The sequence below is a fragment of the Gemmatimonadales bacterium genome (assembly GCA_036500345.1).
Taxonomy (GTDB): Bacteria; Gemmatimonadota; Gemmatimonadetes; order Gemmatimonadales; family GWC2-71-9; genus Palsa-1233.
On record DASYCE010000015.1, the window covers coordinates 38,626 to 63,271 of the forward strand.

The 24,646-nt window shown below is 65.4% G+C and carries 15 protein-coding genes; 13 read left to right on the top strand and 2 right to left on the bottom strand.

The window, feature by feature from the left end; genetic code table 11:
• The first annotated feature begins 28 nt into the window (after positions 1 to 28).
• Positions 29 to 2,626 (top strand): zinc-dependent metalloprotease, encoded by a 2,598-nt coding sequence (locus tag VGM20_07950; protein ID HEY4100794.1) that lies wholly within the window; start codon positions 29 to 31, stop codon positions 2,624 to 2,626.
• A gap of 9 nt (positions 2,627 to 2,635) precedes the next feature.
• Complete coding sequence (locus VGM20_07955) at positions 2,636 to 4,594, top strand: M1 family metallopeptidase (GenBank protein HEY4100795.1); 1,959 nt, start codon at positions 2,636 to 2,638, stop codon at positions 4,592 to 4,594.
• 7 nt (positions 4,595 to 4,601) lie between these two features.
• On the opposite strand, the gene VGM20_07960 is transcribed toward VGM20_07955, so the two are convergent.
• Both VGM20_07960 and VGM20_07965 read right to left on the bottom strand, forming a co-directional pair.
• Positions 4,602 to 6,410, bottom strand: coding sequence for a glycoside hydrolase family 35 protein (locus VGM20_07960; GenBank protein ID HEY4100796.1), 1,809 nt, complete (start codon positions 6,408 to 6,410; stop codon positions 4,602 to 4,604).
• Positions 6,410 to 7,366: a threonine/serine dehydratase gene (locus VGM20_07965; GenBank protein HEY4100797.1), complete on the bottom strand. Its 957-nt coding sequence runs from the start codon at positions 7,364 to 7,366 to the stop codon at positions 6,410 to 6,412. Before VGM20_07965 ends, VGM20_07960 begins: the two co-directional genes overlap by 1 nt.
• 360 nt (positions 7,367 to 7,726) lie before the next feature.
• On the opposite strand from VGM20_07965, the gene VGM20_07970 reads away from it, so the two are divergent.
• The 11 genes from VGM20_07970 to VGM20_08020 all read left to right on the top strand — a co-directional run bounded on the left by VGM20_07970 (position 7,727) and on the right by VGM20_08020 (position 24,627).
• On the top strand, positions 7,727 to 13,990 hold the full coding sequence (locus tag VGM20_07970) for a HAMP domain-containing protein (GenBank protein HEY4100798.1): 6,264 nt from the start codon (positions 7,727 to 7,729) through the stop codon (positions 13,988 to 13,990).
• A complete protein-coding gene (locus VGM20_07975; protein HEY4100799.1) occupies positions 13,987 to 15,621 on the top strand; it encodes a response regulator in 1,635 nt (544 codons plus the stop codon). Before VGM20_07970 ends, VGM20_07975 begins: the two co-directional genes overlap by 4 nt.
• Positions 15,622 to 15,679: 58 nt before the next feature.
• Complete coding sequence (locus VGM20_07980; GenBank protein HEY4100800.1) at positions 15,680 to 16,516, top strand: sulfite exporter TauE/SafE family protein; 837 nt, start codon at positions 15,680 to 15,682, stop codon at positions 16,514 to 16,516.
• Positions 16,517 to 16,518: 2 nt separating this feature from the next.
• The gene (locus VGM20_07985) at positions 16,519 to 16,896 is read left to right on the top strand and encodes a DUF1634 domain-containing protein (protein ID HEY4100801.1); all 378 of its coding nucleotides are present in this window, start codon (positions 16,519 to 16,521) and stop codon (positions 16,894 to 16,896) included.
• Between the two features lie 85 nt (positions 16,897 to 16,981).
• Positions 16,982 to 20,098, top strand: coding sequence for a prolyl oligopeptidase family serine peptidase (locus VGM20_07990; protein ID HEY4100802.1), 3,117 nt, complete (start codon positions 16,982 to 16,984; stop codon positions 20,096 to 20,098).
• A gap of 75 nt (positions 20,099 to 20,173) precedes the next feature.
• Entirely contained in the window at positions 20,174 to 20,839 is a 666-nt protein-coding gene (locus VGM20_07995; protein HEY4100803.1) for a hypothetical protein, read from the top strand.
• Between the two features lie 178 nt (positions 20,840 to 21,017).
• A complete protein-coding gene (locus tag VGM20_08000) occupies positions 21,018 to 21,971 on the top strand; it encodes a pyridoxal-phosphate dependent enzyme (GenBank protein HEY4100804.1) in 954 nt (317 codons plus the stop codon).
• Between the two features lie 21 nt (positions 21,972 to 21,992).
• Positions 21,993 to 22,388, top strand: a complete 396-nt coding sequence (locus VGM20_08005) for a RidA family protein (protein ID HEY4100805.1) — start codon at positions 21,993 to 21,995, stop codon at positions 22,386 to 22,388.
• 59 nt (positions 22,389 to 22,447) lie between these two features.
• A complete protein-coding gene (locus VGM20_08010; GenBank protein HEY4100806.1) occupies positions 22,448 to 22,831 on the top strand; it encodes a cupin domain-containing protein in 384 nt (127 codons plus the stop codon).
• Position 22,832: 1 nt separating this feature from the next.
• The gene (locus tag VGM20_08015) at positions 22,833 to 23,621 is read left to right on the top strand and encodes an SDR family oxidoreductase (protein ID HEY4100807.1); all 789 of its coding nucleotides are present in this window, start codon (positions 22,833 to 22,835) and stop codon (positions 23,619 to 23,621) included.
• A 52-nt stretch (positions 23,622 to 23,673) separates the two neighbouring features.
• The gene (locus tag VGM20_08020; protein ID HEY4100808.1) at positions 23,674 to 24,627 is read left to right on the top strand and encodes a branched-chain amino acid transaminase; all 954 of its coding nucleotides are present in this window, start codon (positions 23,674 to 23,676) and stop codon (positions 24,625 to 24,627) included.
• Positions 24,628 to 24,646 lie beyond the last annotated feature (19 nt).

Genomic DNA, 24,646 nt, shown 5'->3' on the forward strand with positions numbered 1-24,646 from the left:
CCGTATTCACCCGAACCCCGACCGTGCCATGAGACGATTTGGTGCAGCCATTTCGCTTGCCCTCGGTACCGGCCTTGTCGCCGTTGCCTGCCATCAGGCACCTCCCAAGCCGGCGCCGACGCCGGTTGCACCGCCGCCAGCTCCCGCGCGTGCTGCCACGGTCGCCGTCGGCGACTCGACCGGCGCTCCGGCGCAGGGCGGGCGTGGCGGTGGGCGCGGCGGGGCAAACCAGAACCCTCAGCCATACGGTCAGGTCGTTCGCGGAGCGGATCTCCATACTCGCGCCGGGCTGTTCAAGACCCACCAGATCGGTGATTCGCTCCTCTACGAAATCCCCCGCAGCGAGCTGAACAAGGACATGCTCCTCACCACGGAGATCGAGAAGACTCCGGAAGGTGACGGCTACGGCGGCCAGATGATCTCGTCGCACCTGGTGCGGTGGGAACGGCGTGGCCACCGGATCCTCCTCCGCGGGGTGGAGAGCGGAATGGTGGCGAGCGATTCCACCAATCCGGTTCGCCTGGCGGTCGAAGCGGCGAGCTACGCGCCGATCATCGCCGCGTTCCCGGTGGCGGCATACGGCCCCGACTCGGCCGCCGTGATCAACGTCACAGCGCTCTACAAGAATCCGCCGGCGGAAATCGGGATCACTTCGCGCTACCGCGGGACGATCGACCAGAATCGCACCTTCCTGAGCAGTGTCGCTCCGTATCCGACCAACATCGAAATCCGCACCGACCTCACCATCAATCAGGGCGGTGCCGGCGGTGCGGCGGATGCAGGCGGCGGTCGCGGCGGCGCCGCAGCCGCCACGGGGAGCGCGACCTTCCTGGTCCACTGGTCGATGCTCAAGCTTCCCGAAATTCCGATGCAGCCGCGCCTGTACGATTCGCGCGTCGGCTTCTTCAATGTGAGCGTCACCGATTTTGCGCACGCGAGCCAGAAGTCGGAGACGCGAACGTTCATCAATCGGTATCGTCTGGAATGTTCAGATCAGCGTGTCGGCAATCTCTGCATCCCCAAGAAGCCGATCACCTATTACGTCGACCCGGCAACACCGAAGTGGATCGTGCCGTGGATCAAGAAGGCGATCACCGATTGGCAGCCGGCGTTCGAAGCGGCCGGCTTCAAGGACGGGATCGTCGCGAAGGAAGCGCCGACCAGGGCCGAAGATCCTGACTGGTCGGCCGAAGATGCGCGCTACGCCGTGATCGACTGGCTCCCGTCGACGACCGAGAACGCCGTCGGCCCGCACACCGCCGACCCGCGCACCGGCGAGATCATCAGCGCACATCTGCAGATCTATCACAACGTGATGAATCTCAATCGCGACTGGTACTGGACCCAGATCGGCCAGCTCGATCCCCGGGCGCGCACGCTGCCATTCCCCGATTCGCTCATGGGCGAGGGGCTCGAGTGGATCGTGGCGCACGAAATCGGTCACTCGATCGGGCTGATGCACGACATGAAGGGGAGCGCGATGTACCCGGCGGATTCGGTGCACAGCGCGTCGTTCGTTCACCGGATGGGGCATTCTCCGTCGATCATGGATTACTCGCGCTACAACTACACGGCGCAGCCCGAAGATCATATCGCCCTCGAGGATCTCAAGCCGCGCGTCGGCCCGTACGACCGGTTCGCCATCCAGTGGGGATACATGCCGCTCCCCAGCGCGTCGTCGGCCGACGCGGAACGCCCCGCGCTCGATCAGCTGGCGCGGGAGCAAGACACTCAACCGTGGCTCCGGTTCGCTGCCGACGGAAGCACCTCCGATCCGCGGCGTGAAACCGAGGCGGTCGGCGACGACGATCCGGTGAAATCGACCGGCTACGGCATCAAGAACATCAAGCGGCTGGTGCCGATGCTGATCCCGGCCACCATCAAGCCGACCGAGAACAACGATGACCTCACCGAACTGTACGGCCGCCTGATCGGGCAGTGGGCCACCGAACTCAGCCACGTCGCGAACGTCATCGGCGGGATCGAGACGCAGGACAAGTACGGTTCGCAGCCCGGCGCGGTCTTCACCCCGGTGTCGGGTGCCAAGCAGCGTGCCGCCATGAAGTTCATCAACGAGAACGCCTTCCAGACGCCGACGTTCTTCCTGGTGCCGGCGATCACCTCCCGGATCGAGGACAACTCCGGACTGGCGCAGATCAACGCGGCGCAGGCCCGCACCCTCTCCGCGGTGCTCCAGGATGCGCGCCTCGCCCGGATGATCGAGATCGAGACGATGCACCCGGCCGACGCCTATACACTTCCCGAATTGCTCGCCGATGTCCGCCACGGCGTGTGGACCGAGGTGTCGGCGCCGTCGGTCAAGATCGATCCCTATCGCCGCGCGCTGCAGCATTCGTATATCGACAACATCAAGAACAAGCTCAATCCACCGGCACCGGCTGCCGGCGCTGGTGGTCGGGGCGGCGCCGGTGGCGGCCGCGGAGCCGGTCCGGCGTCGAACGACGTGAAGGCGGTGCTGCGGCTCGAACTCAAGACGCTCGATGGCGATGTCGTCGCGGCGCAGAAGAAGGCGACCGATACCGAGACGCGGGCTCATCTTGCCGACGTGCATCACCAGATCGGCGATATCCTCAATCCGAAGGGGAACGGCGCCGGCGGGGACTGAGTGACGCCGATGCGATCGATCCGTTGTGCGGCGGCAATCCTTGCGGTTGCCGCCGTCTCGGCAGCCGGTGCGCCGCTCCTGGCTCAGGGGAGCAGCGCGTCGGTCGCCGATTCCTCACCGTTCCGCCCGCTCGACCTTCCCACGCCCAACGAGTACCGCTCGGCGTCGGGACGGCCGGGGCCGAGGTACTGGCAGCAACGCGCCGATTACCGGCTCAAGGCGACACTCGACCCCGCGGCGAACGAATTGCGGGGGAGTGAAGTCATTCACTATGTGAACCATTCCCCCGATGCGCTTCCGTATCTCTGGATGTTCGTCGAGCAGAACCTCTGCGAACCGACCAGCATCACCAACACGCTCAATCAGCCGCCGCTGGTCTTCCTCGGCAGCTCGTTCGACTTCTCCTGCCAGGGCTTCGCCGGAGGAGGACATCTCGAGTACCTCCGGCAGGTGCAGCCCGGCGCGCGCGGGGCAATTGCGGGAGCGAAGATTCCTGATCTCCGCCACACCCGCTACGGGACGACGATGCGGGTCGATCTTCCGCATCCGCTGGCACCGGGAGCGAGCATCGATCTGGCGCTGGGCTGGCACTTCAACGTGCCGTCCCAGGGCGGCGGCCGGATGGGCCACGATGGGCCGCTCTACGAGATCGCCCAGTGGTATCCGCGGATGGCAGTCTACGACGACGTGCACGGATGGAATCACGAGCCGTACATCGGCGCCGGTGAGTTCTATCTGGAGTACGGCTCGTTTGACGCCGAGATCACTGTACCAGCGGATGATATAGTGGCCGCGACCGGCCAGCTGCAGAATCCGCTCGATGTCCTCACCCCGGCGGAACGCGCGCGCCTGGCGCTGGCGCGGCGCTCGGACACGGCGATCGCCGTCATCAGCGCCGCGGAAGCCGCGGATCCCGCGCGGTCGCGCCCCAGAGCCATCGGAATGCTCACCTGGCACTTCACCGCGGATTCGGTACGCGATCTCGCCTTCGCTGCCGGGCCCGGGATGCGCTGGGATGCCAGCGGGTACGACGGCATCCTCATCGAGACGCTCTACCGCCTGACCGCTGACAAGTGGCCCGAAGCGAACCGGATGGGGCGCGAGACGATCAAGTATTTCAGCGAGCAGTGGTACCACTATCCCTGGTCGCACGCGACGACGGTCGAGGGGCCCATTGAGGGGATGGAGTATCCGATGCTCACCTTCGTGCCGAATTCGCCGACGCGCGAAGACCAGCAGTGGGCGCTGGCGCACGAATTTGGGCACGAATGGTTCCCGATGGTCGTCGGATCGAACGAGCGGCTCTATCCCTGGATGGACGAGGGATTCAACACCTTCATCGACCTGCACAACGCAGCGAAGTATTTCGCAGGCACGCCGTACGGCGACTCGATCGAATCCCATCCGCTCCATCTCGGCGCAGAGCACGCCATCCCGGGGAACGAGCAACCGCTGATCAGCAATCCGACCGAGGTCCGCGATCTCTTCTGGACCGGCTACCAGAAGCCGGCGCTGATGATGCAGACGTTACGATTCGAAGTCCTGGGGCAGGATCGATTTGACGCGGCGTTCCGCGATTACATACGGACCTGGGCCTTCAGGCATCCGACGCCTGCCGACTTCTTCCGGATGATGCGCGACGCCTCGGGGATGAACCTCGACTGGTTCTGGCGGGATTGGGTCTATACCACCGCTCGGCTCGACCAGGCCGTTGATTCCGTGACCAACGGTCCGAGTGGCGCGATGGTGCACCTGAGCAACCGCGGAACGATGGTGATGCCTGCGGAACTTGCGATCACCTTCGCCGACGGCCGGACGACGACAGTGAAGCTTCCCGTCGAGATGTGGAATCTGGGAACCCGCTTCGACTACCGCGTGGCGGAGACGGGGATAGTTCGGCGGGCCGTGGTCGATCCGCGCCGCGTGATGCCCGATTTCGATCGCGCCAACAACAGCTGGGGAAATTGAGCCGGCGTTACTTCCACACGGCGTGTTCGACGCCGCGAATCACATTCGCCGCCGGCTGGTCGAAATCGAAGACGGTGACCTGGTTGACGCCGTTCCGGATCCACACCCCAGGCAGGTAGAGCGAGAGCTGCGGGCCGATCTGCCAGAATCGCCCCAGCGCATGACCGTTGACCCACACGGCACCCTTCCCCCACCCAGTCATGTCGAGATACGTGTCGCCCGGTTTCGTCGTGGTGAACGTGCCGTAGTAGATCGCGGGCCCCGTCGTCGTGCCGGTGGAAGCGCGGGGCTCCGGTGTGCTGCTCATCGGCAGGGTATAGACGTCCCACCCGGTGAGTTCACGGCCGCCGAGGGTGACCGACTTGGTGATCCCCTTCCGCTCTCCCCGCAGCGCCTTGGTGAAATTCACCCGACCGCCATTTTCCACCAGGATATCGAGTCGTGCGTCGCCGGCCGGCAGGCGAAGTACCGCGCTATCCTGGTTGAGCCGGCGATCGAGCGTCGCCTGCAGCTGACCATTCACGTAGATCCGCGCGTAGTCCCGCACATCGCGAATGACCAGTTCACCCTCGAGCGGACCAGGCACCGTCGTGCGGTACAGGATGTAGCCGTATGACTGTCCGAACGTTTCCATCGAACGCGGCCGGTCGACGTGGGCCGGCTTCGGCAGCATCTGCCAGAGGGATGTCATCGGTGCCAGTGCGAAGCCGGCGACAGCGACGGTCGAGTCGGTCACCGGAAATGGCGACAGCGGGGATTTCGTGTAGCGCGCGATCAGATCGCGGAAGGCATAGTACTTGGGAGTCGGCCGCCCCGATTCATCGAGCGCCGCGTCGTAGTCGTAGCTGGTCGTCTGCGGGTGATACTTGCCGTTGTCGATATTGGCGCCGTTCATGAAGCCGAACGTGGTGCCGCCGTGGAACATGTACAGGTTGACCGAGTGTCCGTGGCTCAGGATCGTGTCGAGTTCGCTCACCTGCCTGGTTTCGTCGGTGTGCGCGTGATTGCCGCCCCACTGATCGAACCATCCAGCCCAGTATTCGCCGCTCATCAGCGGTGCACCCGGCCGGAATCGCGCCAGCCGCGCGAAGGCGCTGTCGCTTTCGCCGACGCCGAAGTTCACGACCGCGGGAAGGTCGGGGAGCGTGCCGGCGCGCAGCTGATAGTCGCCGTCGGCGGTATACAGGCGGACGCTGCCGAATCCGGCATGGCGAAGGGCATCGCGCTGCCACGCCATGTAGCTGGTGTCGTGATCGAATGATCCGTACTCGTTCTCGACCTGCACGGCGATGATCGGTCCGCCGTGCGATGCGAGCAGGGGCGAGAGCTCGCGACCGAGCCGGTCGAGCCAGCGCGACGCTGCGGCGGTGAAGTGCGGATCGGTGCTCCGGAGGATCATCGTGGAGTCAGCGAGGAGCCACGCCGGATAGCCGCCGAGCTCCCACTCGGCGCAGACGTACGGGCCGGGGCGCAGGATGACGTGGAGCCCCTCCTGCTGGGCGATGCGGATGTATTCGGCTACGTCGTTCTGTCCGCTGAAGTCGAAATGGCCCGGGGCCGGTTCGTGGAGATTCCAGAAGACGTAGGTTGAAATGGTATTGAGTCCCATCGCCCGCGCCTTGCGGAGACGGTCGCGCCACAACTCGCGCGGGATCCTGGCATAGTGCATCTCGCCCGAGATGACCTGGAACGGCTGACCGTTGAGTGCGAAATGTCCGTCGATCGACTGCAGCCCCGCCGGTTGCTGGCTCGCGGCCGGTGCGGCGGCAGCCGCGACGATCGCGATGACGGCGCACAAGCGTGTGACAGGCGGCATCAGATGAATTCCTTCAGCCGACCGAGATCGATGTTGCCGCCGCTCAGCAGCGAAACCACTCGCGCGTCGGATGGAATAGCGGTTCGATGCGCGAGGAGCGCCGCGGTTGCTGCGGCACCGGCCCCCTCGGCCAGCAACTTGGCGCGCGAAAGGAGCGCCGAGATCGCCTGGGCGATTTCGGCGTCGGAGACCAGGACCACGTCGTCGACGAGATCGCGGACGATCGGATAGGTCACCTGACCGGCGAACGGCGCCGCCAGCCCGTCGGCGATCGTCTGGAGCGCGTCGAGGCGGACCGGCTTGCCCGCATCGAGACTGCGGCGCATGGCGGCGGCTCCCTCTGGTTCCACACCGATCACCTTGATCGCCGGCTTGGCACGCTTCACCGCGGCGGCGATTCCTGAAATGAGACCGCCGCCACCGATCGGCACGACGATCACGTCGACATCTGGTTGCTGATCGAGAATCTCGAGACCGACGGTGCCGGCACCGGCGATGATGGCGTAGTCGTCAAACGGAGGGACCAGCGTGAACCCTTCCGTCGCAGCGAGCTCATCGGCCTTGGCGAACGCCTCGGCGCTGGTTCCGTGGCGGATGACCGTCGCGCCGTAGCCGGCGCTCGCCGCCGCCTTGCTCTCCGACGCCATCGCTGGCATGACCACGGTGCAGGCGACTCCCACCGATGCTGCCGACCAGGCGAGGGCTTGGGCATGGTTACCGGCCGAGACGGTGACAACCCCCCGGGCGCGGGCCGCCTGATCGAGTTGCAGCACGGCGTTGAGCGCGCCTCGCACCTTGAATGACCCGGTCTTCTGCAGCGATTCACATTTCAACGATGCCGTCTGCACCCCGGCCAGCGTCGCAATGGTGCGCGACGAAAGGAGCGGGGTGATATGCAGGTGGCCGGCAAGGCGTTCCTGTGCCGCGCGGATGTCGTCGAGCGATGGAGATAGCATGCGGGCAACTTAATGGTTGCCACTGGTGCATTCCCGGCAATCAGCCGATCTTCAAGGGGAGGACTTGAGACGCGTCGGCCCCTGAGGGGCCACCGGCCTTGTATTGCGGTTTCGGCCCTCATCGATGTAATGTGTTCTCAGAAGGCACCTCCCATCGGTGCCCGCCTTGCCGGACGGATTTCGTGATCCGCCAGTCGAAGGCGCCACGTGCAGCACCCCCGGGTGCGTCGTGGCGCCTTTGTCGTTTTTCGGTATGTCGCGCAGTATCGCCGCGGGCAGTTGAGCCGGCGACACGCGGGATGTCGCGGGATGTCAATGCCTGGCGCGCTCCCCGCCGCGCCCGGTCCATGAGGATGATCGATGCCACGAGCCAGCAGGACATCAAGCGCCAGCGCGGTGATGGAAGAGGTCGAACCATCGTCGCTCGATCGTGTACGCCTTCTTGAGGCGCTGCAGCGAATGCGTGGAGGCGACTTCACCGTCCGCCTCCCGGGTGACTGGACTCTCGTCGATGGAAAGATCGCCGACACCTTCAATGAGATCGTGGCGGCAAACGAGAAGATGGCGATTGAACTCAAGCGGCTCGGGCAGGTGGTCGGACGGGAGGGGAAGACGCGGGAGCGCGCCAAGTTCGAGCACTCCCGCGGTTCATGGGGCGAAATGGAAGCGTCGGTCAACGGCCTGGTCGACGACCTGCTGCGTCCCACCACCGAAGTCACCGACGCCATCGCCGCCGTGGCGCAGGGGCACCTGACCAAGACGATCCGCCTCGACGTCGACGGCCGCCCGCTCGAGGGAGAGTTCCTCCGGTCCGCCACGATCGTCAACACGATGATCCAGCAACTCGGCGTCTTCACCTCCGAAGTGACCCGCGTCGCGCGGGAAGTCGGATCCGACGGCAAGCTCGGTGGCCAGGCTCAGGTGCTCGGCGTGAGCGGCGTCTGGAAGGATCTGACCGAGTCAGTCAACTCGATGGCGAGCAACCTCACCGCGCAGGTCCGCAACATCTCCGAAGTCACCATCGCCGTTGCCAGCGGCGACCTGTCACGCAAGATCACGGTGGACGTCCGCGGCGAGATCCTGCAGCTCAAGGAAGCGATCAACACGATGGTCGACCAGCTGCGGTCGTTCGCGTCGGAAGTGACGCGGGTGGCACGCGAGGTCGGCACCGAAGGGAAGCTCGGCGGGCAGGCCGTGGTCCCTGGTGTGGCGGGGACGTGGAAGGACCTCACCGACAGCGTCAACGCGATGGCCGGCAACCTCACGGCGCAGGTTCGCAACATCGCGGAAGTCACGACGGCGGTCGCGCGCGGCGACCTGTCGCGCAAGATCACGGTGAACGTGAGCGGCGAGATCCTCGCGCTCAAGGACACCATCAACACGATGGTCGATCAGCTCAATGCCTTTGCCGGTGAAGTGACCCGCGTCGCACGCGAAGTCGGCACCGAAGGAAAGCTGGGCGGTCAGGCCCAGGTGCTCGGCGTTGGCGGCACGTGGAAGGACCTCACCGACAACGTCAACTTCATGGCGAGCAACCTGACCGCACAGGTGCGCAACATTGCCGAGGTCGCCACGGCGATCGCCCGCGGCGACCTGTCGAAGAAGATCACCGTGAATGTGAGCGGCGAAATCCTGCAACTCAAGGAAACGCTCAACACGATGGTCGACCAGCTCAACGGCTTCGCGTCCGAGGTCACCCGCGTGGCTCGCGAGGTCGGAACGGAAGGGCGCCTCGGCGGGCAGGCCGCGGTCCCCGGCGTGGCCGGGACCTGGAAGGATCTCACCGACAACGTCAACCTGCTCGCCGCAAACCTGACGACCCAGGTGCGCAACATCGCCGAAGTGACCACCGCGGTGGCGCGCGGCGACCTCTCGCGCAAGATCACGGTCGACGTGAAGGGCGAAGTGCTCGAGCTCAAGATCACCATCAACACGATGGTCGATCAGCTCAACTCCTTCGCCGCCGAAGTGACCCGTGTCGCGCGCGAAGTCGGTACCGAAGGGAAGCTTGGCGGGCAGGCGCAGGTGGGCGGTGTCGCCGGCACGTGGAAGGACCTGACGGATAGCGTCAACTCGATGGCGAGCAACCTCACCGGGCAGGTGCGCAACATCGCCGAAGTCGCGACGGCGGTGGCGCGCGGCGACCTCTCACGCAAGATCACCGTCGACGTGAAGGGCGAAATCCTCGAGCTCAAGGACACGCTCAATACGATGGTCGATCAGCTCAACGCCTTCGCCTCCGAAGTGACGCGCGTGGCCCGCGAAGTCGGTACCGACGGCCGTCTCGGCGGGCAGGCGCTGGTGCCGGGCGTGGGCGGGACGTGGAAGGACCTCACCGACAGCGTCAATTTCATGGCCAGCAACCTGACGGCGCAGGTCCGCAACATCGCCGAGGTGGCGACGGCGATCGCGAACGGCGACCTGTCGAAGAAGATCACCGTCGACGTGAGCGGCGAGATCCTGGAACTCAAGGACACGCTCAACACGATGGTCGATCAGCTGAACGCGTTCGCCTCGGAAGTGACCCGTGTGGCGCGCGAAGTCGGAACGGAAGGGAAGCTCGGCGGGCAGGCACAGGTCCCCGGGGTCGCCGGCACGTGGAAGGGGCTCACCGACAACGTCAATTTCATGGCGGGCAACCTCACTGCCCAGGTCCGCAACATCGCCGAAGTGACAACAGCCGTCGCGCGCGGCGATCTCTCGCGCAAGATCACGGTGAATGTCAGCGGCGAAATTCTCGCGCTCAAGAACACCATCAACACGATGGTCGACCAGCTCAACGGCTTTGCCGGTGAGGTCACCCGTGTGGCGCGCGAAGTCGGCACCGAAGGAAAGCTGGGCGGCCAGGCCGAAGTGCCGGGCGTCGCTGGCACGTGGAAGGATCTCACCGACAGCGTCAATTCGATGGCGAGCAACCTGACGGCGCAGGTGCGCAACATCGCCGAGGTGACGATCGCAGTGGCGAGCGGCGACCTCTCCAAGAAAATCACGGTCGACGTGCGCGGCGAACTGCTCCAGCTCAAGGAAGGGATCAACACGATGGTGGAGCAGCTGCGGTCGTTCGCGGCTGAGGTCACCCGCGTGGCTCGTGAGGTGGGAACGGATGGGAAACTCGGCGGTCAGGCAGTCGTCTCGGGCGTGGCCGGCACGTGGAAGGACCTCACCGACAACGTCAACCTCCTCGCCGCCAACCTGACAACCCAGGTGCGCAACATCGCGGAAGTCACCACGGCGGTGGCGCGCGGCGACCTGTCGCGCAAGATCACCGTCGACGTGAAGGGAGAGATTCTCGAGCTCAAGCTGACGATCAACACGATGGTCGATCAGCTCAACGCCTTCGCGGCCGAGGTGACCCGCCTCGCGCGTGAAGTGGGAACGGAAGGGAAACTCGGCGGTCAGGCGAAAGTGCCGGGGGTTGCCGGCACGTGGAAGGATCTTACCGACAACGTCAACGTCATGGCCGCCAACCTGACTGAGCAGGTGCGCGGCATCGTGAAGGTCGTGACCGCCGTCGCGAACGGCGATCTCAAGCCGAAACTGACGGTGAACGCCAAGGGTGAGGTCGCGGCGCTCGCCGAGACGATCAACGACATGACCGGCACATTGGCGACCTTCGCCGACCAGGTGACGACGGTCGCCCGCGAGGTCGGCGTCGAAGGACGCCTCGGCGGCCAGGCCAACGTGCCGGGCGCGGCAGGGACGTGGAAGGACCTTACCGGCAATGTCAATCTTCTGGCGGCCAACCTGACCACGCAGGTCCGTTCGATCGCGGAAGTGGCAACGGCGGTGACGCAGGGCGATCTCACCCGCTCGATCCAGGTGGAAGCGCGCGGCGAGGTGGCGGAGCTCAAGGACAACATCAACACGATGATCGACAACCTGCGGTTGACCACCGACCGCAACACCGAACAGGACTGGCTCAAGACCAATCTCGCGCGCCTCACCGGCGTGCTGCAGGGACAACGCGATCTTCGCACCGCGGGGAAGGTGCTCCTCTCCGAACTGGTGCCGCTGGTCAACGCCCACCAGGGCGTCCTCTACCAGGTGCGCGATGACGACCCGCCGGGACTCGCACTGCTCGCCTCATACGCCGACGCGCATCACGGGGGATTCCCGTCCCAACTCGGGATGGGCGAGGGTTTCGTGGGGCAATGCGCCGCTGATCAGCGCCGCATCCTGATCACCGCAGTCCCCACCGACGCGGTTCGGGTGCATTCGACGTTTGTCGAGACGCTGCCGCGGTCGATCATCGTGGTGCCGGTGGTCTTCGAAGGGCGGATCAAGGCGGTGCTGAGCGTCGCCTCGCTCACGGAGTTCGTGCCGTCACACCTCGCGCTCCTCGACCAGCTCACCAGCAGCATCGCGATCGTGCTCAACAGCATCGAGGCGTCGATGCAGACGGAAGGGCTGCTCAAGCAGTCGCAGCAGCTCGCCACCGAACTGCAGACGCAGCAGGTCGAGCTGCAACAGACCAACGAACAGCTGGCGCTCAAGGCGCAGCAGCTGGCGGAGCAGAACGCCGAGGTCGAGCGGAAGAACCAGGAAATCGAACAGGCGCGCCGCGCGGTCGAGGAGAAGGCAACCGAACTCGCGCTCACGTCGAAGTACAAGTCCGAGTTCCTGGCGAACATGTCACACGAGCTGCGCACGCCGCTCAACAGCATCCTGATCCTCGGCCAGCAGCTGTCGGAGAATTCGGAAGGAAACCTGCAGCCACGGCAGGTCGAGTTTGCCAGGACGATCCACGGCGCCGGCACCGACCTGCTCAACCTCATCACCGATATTCTCGACCTGTCCAAGATCGAATCCGGCACGGTGACGGTGATGGCGGAGGAAGTCGTCGTCGCCGCCGTCCTCGACGCGATTGCCCGGCCGTTCCGTCACGAAGCGGAGGCACGCAACCTCTCGCTCGACGTGCAGCTCGACCCAACGACCGGCAGCACGATCGTCACCGATGCGAAGCGGCTGCAGCAGGTGCTGAAGAACCTCCTGTCGAACGCCTTCAAGTTCACCGAACAGGGCGGCGTCCGGCTGCGCGTCGGGCCGGCGTCGAGCGGGTGGAATGTCGAACATCCGGTGCTGTCGCATGCGCCGCGCGTGATCGCCTTCGAGGTCGCCGACACCGGCATCGGGATCGCGCAGGACAAGCAGCGGATCATCTTCGAGGCGTTCCAGCAGGCTGACGCCGGAACAAGCCGCAAATACGGCGGTACCGGTCTCGGCCTCGCCATCAGCCGCGAACTTTCCTCGCTGCTCGGCGGCGAGATCCAGCTGCGCAGCATGCCCGGTGTGGGCAGCACCTTCACCCTCTACCTGCCGGTGGCATACGCCGGCGCCTCGGAGAACGGAGCGGAAGAGCGGCCGGTTGGACACGGACCGTTCGTTCCGGTGCGCGTCATCGACCGCGCCATCGAGCCGGTCCCGGATGATCGGCACGGGGTCGTTGCCGGCGACACGGTGCTGCTCATCGTGGAGGACGATCCCCACTATGCACGGATTCTCCTCGACGAAGCCCACCAGCAGGGGTTCAAGGTGCTGGTTGCGAGCGGCGGCGCCGAAGCATTGGCACTTGCCCGGGAGTTCCACCCGACCGCGGTGTCACTCGACGTCTTCCTTCCCGACATGCTCGGGTGGACCGTCCTGAACCAGCTCAAGCAGGATCCGACGTTGCGGCACATCCCGGTGCAGATCGTCACCCTCGACGAGGATCGCCAGCACGGTCTGGCGTGCGGTGCCTTTGCGTTCCTGCCCAAGCCGACGACGTCGGAAGGGCTGCAGGCGGCCTTTGCGCGGATCCGCGAGTATGCGGTGCCGCGCTCGAGGCGATTGCTCGTGGTCGAGGACAATCCGGCGGAGCAGGTGAGCATCATCGAACTCCTGCGCCACGACGACATCGAGATCGCAACGGCAGCCTCCGGCGGCGAGGCACTGGCGACACTGCGGCGCGAGCCGTACGATTGCGCGGTGCTCGATCTCCGGCTCCCCGACATGTCGGGATTCGAAGTCCTCGAGCACATTCGCGACGATGCGCATCTCCGCGAACTGCCGGTGGTGGTCTTTACCGGAAAGGAGCTGTCGCCCGACGAAGACGCCCGGCTTCGTACGCTGGCGCGAAGTGTCGTGGTCAAGGGTGTCGAATCGCCCGAGCGGTTGCTCGACGAGACGGCGCTTTTCCTGCATCGCGTCGTGCACCAGCTTCCGCCGGAGAAGCAGCGGATGCTCGAACGACTCCATCGCGGTGACGACGACCTCGTGGGCAAGAAGGTGCTGGTGGTCGATGACGACATCCGCAATATCTTTGCACTGAGCAGCGTCCTCGAGCGGCGCGGAATGGAAGTGCTCACGGCGGGGACCGGGCACGAAGCGATTGCCACGCTCGGGCACACCGCCGACATTGCGATCGTCCTGATGGATATCATGATGCCGGAAATGGACGGCTACCAGACGATGCACGCGATTCGCGAGAATCCCGAGTTGCGGCGCCTGCCGATCGTGGCGCTGACCGCCAAGGCGATGAAAGGCGACCGCGAGAAGTGCCTCGAGGCGGGTGCCTCGGACTACCTCGCCAAGCCGGTCAATACCGAGCAGCTCCTGTCGGCACTCCGACTCTGGCTGCACCGTTGAGCACGACCACGGCGGGGGCGACCGACAGGGCCAACATCCTCCTGGTCGACGACCAGCCGGGGAAGCTGCTCACCTACGAAGCGATCCTGAGCGACCTGGGGGAGAACCTCCTCAAGGCGACGTCGGGGAAGGAAGCGCTCGAGCACCTGCTCAAGCACGACATCACCGTTGTGCTGATGGATGTCAGCATGCCGGAGATCGACGGCTTCGAACTGGCCGAGATCATCCGGCAGCATCCGCGCTTCCAGAAGACGGCGATCATCTTCGTCTCGGCGGTGCACCTGACCGACCTGGACCGGGTCAAGGGATATGCGTCGGGCGCAGTCGACTATCTCTCCGTCCCGGTCATTCCCGAACTCCTTCGGGCCAAGGTCAGCGTCTTCACCGAGTTGTACCGGTCGACGCGCGAAGCGGAGCGGCTCAACCGCGAACTCGAACAGCGCGTCGCCGAGCGGACCGCCGAACTGGAAGCGTCGTCCCTCAAGCTCGCCGAGCTTGCCGACAAGCTGCGCGAGGCGGACCGCCGCAAGGACGAGTTCCTGGCGCTGCTCGCGCACGAGCTGCGGAATCCGCTGGCACCGGTCCGCAACGCCGTGAGCATCATGCATCTCAAGGGCTCACTCGATCCCGATCTTCAGTGGTGTCGCGACGTGATCGAGCGGCAGGCAAACCAGCTGACGCGCCTGGTCGACGATCTCCTCGATGTGTCGCGGATCACGCAGGGGAAGATCAAGCTGCGGCTCGAACCGGTCGACCTTGCCGACGTGGTCCGAGCGGCCGTGGAGATGAGCCGGCCGGTGATCGACGCGCAGCATCACACGCTCTCGGTGGCGCTTCCGGAGCATCCGGTCCTGGTCAACGGTGATCAGGCGCGGCTGACACAGGTGATTGCCAACCTCCTCAACAACGCCGCGAAGTATCAGGCCGACGGGGGACGCATCGACCTGGTGGTCAACGCCGAGCCGGGGCTCGCGGTGATCTCGGTGAAGGACCGGGGGATCGGGATCGCGCCGGCGGTGCAGACGCAGATCTTCGAGCTGTTCGCTCAGGGCGAACGCCCGGCAGACCGCCAGCAGGGCGGACTTGGTGTCGGCCTCTCGCTGGTCAAGACGTTGGTGGAGATGCATGGCGGGAGCGTACGTGCGGCGAGCCGCGGCCTCGGACGCGGCAGCGAGTTCACCATCGCGCTGCCGCGGCTCGCAGAAGCCGCCGAGCGACCGGGGCGCGAGAGTGCCGGGGCGCCGGAAGCGGCGGGGCAGCACCACATTCTTGTCGTCGATGACAATCGTGACGCGGCAGATTCGCTCGCCATGCTGCTGCGACTCGACGGGCACCAGGTCACCGTGGCACACGACGGACACCGGGCGCTTGAGCTCGCGCGGCAGGAGCGTCCGGCGATCGTCCTGCTCGACATCGGACTCCCGGGAATGGATGGGTACGAGGTCTGCCGGCAGGTGCGGCAGGAACAGCTTGGTGTCGGGTTGATCGTCGCGATGACCGGCTACGGCCAGGAACGGGACAAGCAGCGGGCGCGCGACGCCGGTTTTGATGCGCACACCGTCAAGCCGGTCGACGTCTCCGAACTCAAGCGCCTGCTGGGCGGCGCGCCAGGCGGATTGCAGCGCGCCTGACCCCGGAGTCGGTTATGTTGGGCGTTCCTCTCCTCACCCATCGGGGATCGCCCACTCGGTGACCGCGTTCGAGCTCAGCGGATTGATTCTTGGCGGGGCCTTCCTCGCCGGCCTTCTCGGTTCGTTGACCGGTCTCGGCGGCGGCATGGTGATCGTTCCGCTGCTCACCATCGGATTCGGCGTCGACCTCCACTACGCCATCGGCGCGTCGCTCATCAGTGTCATCGCCACCTCTTCCGGCGCAGCTGCGGCCTACGTCAAGGAGGGGTACACCAACATCCGACTCGGCATGCTCCTCGAAATCGCCACCACGACCGGCGCGCTGGGCGGAGCATTCCTCGCCGGGGTGATTTCCACGTCGGTGATCGCCTACCTCTTCGCCGGGATGCTGGTCTTTTCGGCCTATCTCTCGGCGCGCCCGCGAGTCGAGCACATCAGCGTGGAGCGATCGGATCCCTGGGCCGAACCGTTGCGATTGACGTCGACCTACCCGACAGCATCCGGGCTGCAGCAATACGGTGTCACGCACGTGCCGGTCGGTTTCGGGCTGATGTTCATCGCCGGGATTCTCTCGGGTCTCCTCGGCATCGGATCGGGAGCGCTCAAGGTGCTCGCGATGGACAACGCGATGCGCTTGCCGTTCAAGGTGTCGACCACGACGAGCAATTTCATGATCGGTGTCACCGCGGCGGCGAGCGCCGGGGTCTATCTCCGCCGCGGGTACGTCGATCCCGCGCTCTCCTTTCCCGTGATGCTCGGCGTCCTCGCCGGTGCACTCCTCGGCGCACGGCTGTTGAGCCACATCCACACCCGGCGGTTGCGGCAGATTTTTGCGGTCGTCATTCTCGCCCTTGCCATCGAGATGGTGTACAAGGCCTCGAGCGGGAGGATCTGACGATGCGACGCTTGTCAGACGATGAGGTCGAACAGGCGGTCGGCAACCTGCTGCGGGGCGGCGTCGTCGTCGCGGCGGTCGTGACGATCGCCGGCGCGGCGGCATACCTCACCCGGCACGGTCGCGACGTGGTGGATTACACAGCGTTCCGAGGCCCCGTGGACGGACTGAATTCCGTCGGAGGGATCGTCGGGCACGCACTGGCTGGGGAGACGACCGCGATCATTCAACTGGGGTTGCTGCTGCTGATCGCGACCCCGGTCGCACGGGTGGCACTTTCGCTGATCGGCTTCATCCGGCAATCGGACCGCACCTACGTCGCCCTGACGGCGGTCGTCCTGGCGATTCTGGCGTTTTCGCTCGCCGGCGGCCGGTTCTAACACCGGTCCGTGTCACCCGCTGCCCCCGGTCGGACCGGACAGGTAGCTTTCAGTATCGCCTCACCACTCTACATCGGAGTTCCTGATGCGCTCGATCACTCGAGCAGCCGCGCTGCTGCTGTCATGCGTGTTTGCGAATCGGCTCGCCGCCCAGTCGCCCGACGCGGCTCCAGCGAAGCCTGCGGCGAAGACGTCGGGACGGTTCATCACGCCGGCCGACCTGAAGAGCTGGAACGCAATCCGCCAGAACGTCCTCTCGAATGACGGCAAGTGGTTTGCCTACGAAGTCGGGCCAGCCGACGGGAACGCCACGATCGTGGTCAAGCGGACGGCGGATTCGACCCACGACGACGTGCGGCGCGTGACCGGGAGCGGCGGCGGGTCGATTGCCATCTCCGGCGATTCGCACTGGCTCGGCTTCATTGCGGCGCCACCGAAGGCTGCTGTCACGGGCGGCGGCCGGCAGGGGCGCGGCCGTGGTGGAGTTCCTGCTGCGGGAGGAGCCGCCACGGATTCGACCGGGCCGACAAAACTCGTCCTGGTGAATCTCACCACCGGCGTCTCGAAGGAGTTCGACCGGATCCGGCGTTTTTCGTTCAATGCCGAAGATGCGTCGTGGATGGTGATGCAGGACGCGGCTGCGGGCGGTGGCGGTGGCGGCCGCGGTACCATCGCGGGGGGGCGTGGTGCTGGGGCGCCTGCGGGTGCCGAAGGGCAGGCAGGTGGCAACAGCGACCTGCTCCTCTACAACCTCACCACTGGCGAAACGTTCAACATGGGGCCGGTCGGTGAGTACGCTTTCGATCGCGACGGCACCTGGCTCGCCTACACGATGTCGACGCCCGATCGTGTCGGCAACGGCGTGCAGCTGCGGAACATGAAGAGCGGCGTCTCCAAGTCGCTCGAAAGCGCGCCGCTCATCTACTCGCATCTCGCCTGGGTCGATTCGTCCGCAGGGCTGAGCGTGATGCGCGGCAAGCTCGACTCGCTGACGCGTGACACCGTCTTTTCGATCGAGGCGTTCACCGGGTTCGGCGCCGAGGGCCCGTCACGGCAGATCGTCTTCGATCCGGCGGGGCGGAAGGACTTCCCGACCGGCTGGAAGCTCGCCTCCGAGCGCGCGCCGCGATACGCGACCGGCCTCGGCACCGTCTTCTTTGGTGTGCGGGAAGCACCGAAGATTCCTCGTGGTGCAGCGACAGGCGGGCGCGGAGGCGAGACTGCGACCGGCGCACCGGGAGCCGGCGGTGCAGGCGCGATCGCACCGGGAGCGCGCGGTGCCGCGGCCGCGGCAGGGAACGATTCGATTCCATCGCTGATCCTCTGGCACTACAAGGATCCGCGCCTCCAGTCGCAGCAGATCGTGCAGGAGCAGCAGGATCGCGCCTTCAACTATCTCGCCGAGTATCGCGTGGCGGACAACCGCTTCGTCCAGCTCGCGGACGACTCGATTCGCTCGGTGACGGTGACCAACGGCGACCGGTTCGCGTACGGCGTCAACACGGCACCATACGAGGAACGCGCCAGTTACACCGGCCGTACTTTCGAGGATGTCTACACCGTCGACCTCGCAACCGGCACCCGCAAGCTGGTCCAGCGGAAGAAGCCGACTGGTCAGATGACGGGATCGCCTGACGGACAGCGGCTCCTCTACTGGGGTCGGGATGCCAACTGGTGGGTGCTCGACTTGTCGACCCTCGACAGCACGGTGATCACCCGCGGCGTGCCGACGTCGTTCGTCAACAGCGATGACGATCACAACAACCTCACGCCGCCGGCTGCGCGCTCATTCGGCTGGAGCAACGACGGGAAGTACGTGCTCCTCTCGGACAACTGGGATGTCTGGAAGGTCGCGACCCACCCCGGGACGCCCGCGGTGAATCTCACCGGCAACGGAAAGCACGATCAGATCCGGTATCAGACGGTTTACCGCTTCGACCCGACGCGCCCGGCCGGCGCTCCGGCGTCTGCACGTGCCGGCCGCGGCGCGAACCCGGCAGATGGGATCGACCTCTCCCGGCCGCTCTACCTCGCGACGTACGGCGAATGGACCAAGAAGGAGGGGCTCTCACGCGTCGATCCTGATGCGGCGGGCGCGAAATCCCTCTTCTTCGATGACGCCAAGGTCGCGATCACCAAGGCGCGCGACGCCGACACCTACCTCTATACCCGGCAGACGTTTGCCCAGTATCCCGACTGGCACGTCTTCGGTCCGAATTTCACCGCAGGCTATCCGCTGACCGACGCCAATCCGCAGATGAAGGAGCTGGCGTGGTCGAGCGGAACGCGACTGGTGAACTACGTCAGCGCCAAGGGCGACAAGCTGCAGGGGGCGCTCTATCTCCCGGCGAACTATCAGCCGGGGAAGCAGTATCCGATGGTGGTCACGATTTACGAGAAGCGGTCGCAGGGGAAGAATGTCTTTGTGTCGCCGAGCGACACGCGGGCACCCGATCCGTCGCTGTACACCGATCGCGGCTATGTCGTCTTCGATCCGGACATTGTCTACAAGGTGAACGATCCAGGGATGTCGGCAGTGTGGTGCGTCGTGCCCGCGGTCAAGGCGGCGATCGCCACCGGGATCGTCGATCCGAAGCACGTCGGCCTCTGGGGGCATTCGTGGGGCGGCTACCAGACGGCGTTCCTGGTGACCCAGACCGACATCTTCGCGGCGGCGGTTGCCGGCGCACCGCTCACCAACATGGTCAGCATGTATGCGTCGATCTACTGGAACACCGGCGGATCCGACGCCGCGATCTTCGAATCGAGCCAGGGGCGATTCCGGGGGAATTTCCTGGAGAACTACGACGCGTACATTCGCAATTCGCCGGTCTTTCATGCAGACAAGGTCCATACGCCGCTGATGATCCTGCAGAACGATCGCGACGGGGCGGTCGATTTCAATCAGGGAGTGACCTACTACAACACCCTGCGGCAGCTTGGGAAGGAAGTCGTCTTCCTGGAATACGTCGGGGAGAACCACGGGCTGGCGAAGCCGGTCAACCAGCGCGACTACGCCGTCCGGATGGCGGAATTCTTCGATCACTATCTCAAGGGCGATCCGGCGCCTGACTGGCTCAAGAACGGTATCCCGCGGCTCAAGATGGAAGAGCACCTTCTTGCGAGGAAGGACTCATTGGCCAAGCTCCTCGACCCGCCGCCGGCGGTGACGGCAGCGACGGCACCGGGGGGACGCAGGTAGCCGCCTGAAACGCGGCGGTGATTGGCACATGTCGTGCGCGGAAAAGCGCCTATTTCACTCTCTTCGGGAGGCTCCATGAAGGTTCGCAGCTTGTGGTTGGCCGTTCTGCTCGCGTCACCTGCAGTCGCTGCCGCGCAGGGCGGGAGCCACGGCTCCGACGCCTACCTTGGCGTCCGGTTCGGCACCTTGGGTATTGGCGGGGAACTGTCCAAGCTCCTCACCAGTCACATCGGCGCACGCGTCGGCCTGAATTTCTTCAGCGCCAGCACGACGCAGACCGAGAAGGACATCAGCTATGACGCCTCACTGAAGCTGCAGGCGTTCACCGGTCTGATCGACCTCTACCCGGGGAATCGGGGGTCGTTCCATCTCACCGGGGGCGTCATGACGAGCCCGCTCAAGATCACGGCGACCGGCCAGGCGAACGGCAGCGATCAGTTTACGATCAATCATCACACCTATGACTCGGTTGGTGTCGGTACGCTGACCGCCACTGCAAAGTGGAAGACCCTTCCTTACGTCGGCCTCGGATTCGGCACCGCCGCCGGGAAGCACAGCGGGCTCAAGTTTGTCTTCGACTTGGGCGCCGGGATCGGCAAGCCAACCGTTCTGCTGAATGCAACAGGCAATGCTCCTGGGCTGCAGAACGACGTCCTAGCGCAGCAGGACACCACGCAGAAGAGCCTCAACAAGCTGGGCGTCTACCCGGTCCTCAATTTCGGACTGGTCTACCGCTTCTAGCCTCTAGTCGGGCGCCGATTTCAAGCGCGTCCAGGCAGTCTCGAATTCTGGTTCGCACCGGCAGCTGATCGCCGGTGCGAACGTGTTTTTGCCGGGGAAGCGATTCTCTGTCGTGGGACCGGCCTGTTGGCGGCTATCTTCCGCCACCGCAGTGACGTCGTGACCGGGAGGATATGTCGTGAGTGCGATCGCTGAGATCCCGATCGGTGCCATCAAGGAGGCGCGCCAGCGCATTTCCGGCATCGCCTATCGCACGCCGCTCCTTCCCGACCGCGATCACGCCGAACTCGTCCTCAAGCTCGAGAATCTCCAGCCGATCGGCTCCTTCAAGCTCCGCGGCGCCGCCAACGCGATGATGTCGGCGCCCCGCGAGTCACTTGCCGGGGGCGTCGTGACGGCGAGTGCCGGGAACATGGCGCAGGGGGTCGCGTGGTGCGCCCGTTCGCTCGGCGTTCCGTGTCGCGTGGTCGTTCCCGAAGGGGCCCCCGCCAACAAGATCGCCGCGATCCGCCGGCTCGGCGGCGAGGTCATCAGCGCGCCATTCGATAAATGGTGGCAGGCGATGCTCGACCACCGCTATCCCGGTGTCGACGGTGTCTTCATCCATCCGTTCGCTGACGCAGCAGTCATGGCTGGCAACGGGACGATCGGGCTCGAGATCCTCGAAGACGACCCCGACGTGGATGCGGTCCTGGTCCCGTGGGGCGGCGGCGGCCTCGCGTGCGGGATCGCGACGGCGGTCCGCGCCATCAACCCTGCCGTGAAGGTCTTCGCCGTCGAGGTCGAGGCGGCGGCCCCGCTCGCGGCGGCCTTTGCCCGAGGCGGCGCTGGCGACATCGAGCCGGTCCGGTCATTCGTCGACGGGATCGGCGGACGAAGTGTTGCGCCCGAAATGTGGCAACTCGCGCGCGAGCTTCTCGCGGGCGTCCTGATCGTGACGGCAGCCGACGTCGCCGCCGCGATCAAGGGGCTCGCCGAACGGAATCGGGTGGTGGCCGAGGGGGCGGGCGGTGCTGGAGTCGCCGCGGCACTCAAGGGAGTCCCCGGTGTGCGCCGGCCTGCCGCGATCGTGAGCGGCGGCAATATCGACCCGGAAAAGCTGGCGGTGATCCTGCGCGGCGGCGTGCCGTGAACCTGTCTACCCGAGGACACGATGGCATCTGACGAACGGTCGACGGTGGAGTTCCTCCCGCTCCCTCCCACGATGAAGCTGCCGTTTTCCGAAGCGGTGCGGGTCGGCAATCTCCTCTACCTCTCCGGCCAGATGGGAACCGACGCGACCGCCAAGCTGGTGTCGGGCGGTATCGAGGCGGAGACGCGGCAGATCCTGACCAACGTCCGCGCGGTGCTCGAGCGCCGGGGATTGGGGCTCGACGCCGTAGTGAAATGCACCGTGATGATGGCCGACATGAAGGAGTGGCCGGCGATGAACCAGGTCTATGTCGAATTCTTCAAGCCGCCGCTCCCGGCGCGGAGCGCCTTCGGTGCAAGCGGCCTGGCTCTCGGCGGCCGGGTCGAAATCGAGTGCATCGCGGTCTTCGATCGCTGAATGCGGACGCGCTATCTTTCCCGTGCTGCAGCCGAACTCACCATCGACTGGATTGGCAGATGACCACACCGACGAAGCACGTCTGGGACGACATCCCCCACGAACCCCTCTCGCCGCTCATCACCCGCAAGCTGGTCTACAACGACCGGTTGATGCTGGGCCAGGTCTTCCTGAAGACCGGCTCGATCGTTCCGGCGCACGAGCATCACAACGAACAGGCGACCTACATCCTCGAAGGATGCCTCCGTTTCTGGATCGGCGAGCATGCCGACCATCCGGGCGACGAGTACGTCGACATCCACGCCGGCGAAGTGCTGCTCATCCCCGGCGGCGTGCGGCACCGCGCCGAGGCGATCGAAGACACCCTCGACCTGGATGTATTTACCCCGCCGCGGCAGGACTGGATCGAAAAGACCGACGGATATCTGCGCGGAACGAAATAGCGTGGATTTCGGGATCAAGGGAAAAACTGCGCTGGTCTGCGGCGCGAGCCAGGGCATCGGTTTCTCGACTGCCGCGGCGCTCGCTGCGGAAGGCGCAACGGTCATCATCTGCTCGCGCAATGAAGGATCGCTGGAACGCGCGAAGAGCCGCCTGAATACCGGCGGCGCGACGATCGATGCGATTGCGGCGGACCTCAGCACCGAAGACGGCCTCAAGGGATTGGTCGACACGGTGCGCGAGCGTCATCGATCGGTGGACATCCTCGTGCCCAACACTGGCGGCCCCCCGACCGGCGCGACGCTCGACATCCCGTGGACCGCCTGGGAATCGGCGGCGACGCTGCTCCTGCGTAGCGCGGTCGAGCTCTGCCGCGCGTTCGTGCCGGGAATGCGAAGCCGGAAGTGGGGCCGCGTGATCGGCATCACGTCGCTTGCAGTGAAGCGGCCGGAACCAGCGCTGGCACTTTCCAATTCGTTGCGCGCCGCGGTCACCGGGTATTACCGCACCTTGGCCGAGGAGATCGGTGCCGACGGCGTCACCGTCAACACCGTGCTTCCCGGATTCACCGAAACCGAGCGGCTGCAGGCGCTGGCCGATGCCAATGCCAAGCGCACCGGTGCGAGCCACGACGCGATCTTCGATCAGTGGCGCGCGCAGTCTCCGCTCAAGCGTCTCGGCCGGCCCGAGGAAGTCGCAGCGATGATCGCCTTCCTCGCGTCCGATCACGCCGGATTCGTGACTGGCCAGGCGATTTGCGTCGACGGCGGCGCGGTCCGGCTGTTGTTGTAGCAGCGTCTCCCGCGTTGGCACCAGCAGTGCAGTCTCGTCCCAAGGAGTAGTGATGGCTCGGCTCACGGAAACGGAATGGATCTGGCGCGACGGCGAATTCATTCGATGGAAGGACGCGCAGGTGCACGTCCTGTCGCATTCGATGCAATTCGGTTCGTCGGTCTTCGAGGGGATTCGCTGCTACAAGACACCGCAAGGGCCGGCAATCTTCCGCCTGCAGGACCATCTGCAGCGGATGATGACGTCGTGCCGTGTCTACCGGATCGACCTGCAGTATGCCGTCGACGATCTCGTGACGGCGTGCTGCCAGGTCGTGGAGCGGAATCAGCTCGACTCATGCTACATCAGGCCGATGGTGGTGCGAGGCTACGGCGCTGCGGGGATGGTGCCGTTCGACTCGCCGGTCGAGATGTACGTTCCGTGCTGGCCGTGGGGTGCGTACCTGGGCGAAGGCGCGCTGGAGAACGGGATCGACGCGTGCGTCTCGAGCTGGCATCGGGTCGCACCCAATACGATTCCCGCCGCCGCGAAGATCGCGGGCAACTATCTCGGTGGACAGTTGATCAAGATGGAAGCGCTGGCCAACGGCTTTAGCGAAGCGATCGCCCTGGGGCCAGGCGGCATGTTGAGCGAAGGCTCCGGACAGAACGTCTTCATCGTGCACGGCGGCACGGTCTACACGCCGCCGATCGACGGGACGTTGCTGACCGGCGTCACGCGGTCAACCATCCTCACCCTCGCCAGTGAAGCCGGCATTCCGGTGCGGGAACAGCCGCTGGCGCGCGAGATGCTCTATGCCGCGGACGAAGTCTTCCTCACCGGGACGGCGTCGGAGGTGACGCCGGTGCGGAGCGTCGATCACATCGCGGTTGGATCGGGGAAGCGCGGGCCGGTCACCAAGCAGCTGCAGCGAGAATACCTCGATATCGCATCGGGAGCGCGCGAAGACCGGCACGGGTGGCTCACCAACGTGGGTGCAGAGGTGGCGGCGATCGCGAACAAGTAGTTCACGATCGCCGCCGGCG

Bases quoted from the DNA above. Each gene is read 5' to 3' on its own strand.
- VGM20_07990 (HEY4100802.1), top strand. From the start codon at position 16,982: ATGCGCTCGATCACTCGAGCAGCCGCGCTGCTGCTGTCATGCGTGTTT.
- VGM20_07970 (HEY4100798.1), top strand. From the start codon at position 7,727: ATGCCACGAGCCAGCAGGACATCAAGCGCCAGCGCGGTGATGGAAGAG.
- VGM20_07955 (HEY4100795.1), top strand. From the start codon at position 2,636: ATGCGATCGATCCGTTGTGCGGCGGCAATCCTTGCGGTTGCCGCCGTC.
- VGM20_08005 (HEY4100805.1), top strand. From the start codon at position 21,993: ATGGCATCTGACGAACGGTCGACGGTGGAGTTCCTCCCGCTCCCTCCC.
- VGM20_07995 (HEY4100803.1), top strand. From the start codon at position 20,174: ATGAAGGTTCGCAGCTTGTGGTTGGCCGTTCTGCTCGCGTCACCTGCA.
- VGM20_07985 (HEY4100801.1), top strand. From the start codon at position 16,519: ATGCGACGCTTGTCAGACGATGAGGTCGAACAGGCGGTCGGCAACCTG.
- VGM20_08010 (HEY4100806.1), top strand. From the start codon at position 22,448: ATGACCACACCGACGAAGCACGTCTGGGACGACATCCCCCACGAACCC.
- VGM20_07960 (HEY4100796.1), bottom strand. From the start codon at position 6,410: ATGCCGCCTGTCACACGCTTGTGCGCCGTCATCGCGATCGTCGCGGCT.
- VGM20_07950 (HEY4100794.1), top strand. From the start codon at position 29: ATGAGACGATTTGGTGCAGCCATTTCGCTTGCCCTCGGTACCGGCCTT.
- VGM20_07965 (HEY4100797.1), bottom strand. From the start codon at position 7,366: ATGCTATCTCCATCGCTCGACGACATCCGCGCGGCACAGGAACGCCTT.
- VGM20_08020 (HEY4100808.1), top strand. From the start codon at position 23,674: ATGGCTCGGCTCACGGAAACGGAATGGATCTGGCGCGACGGCGAATTC.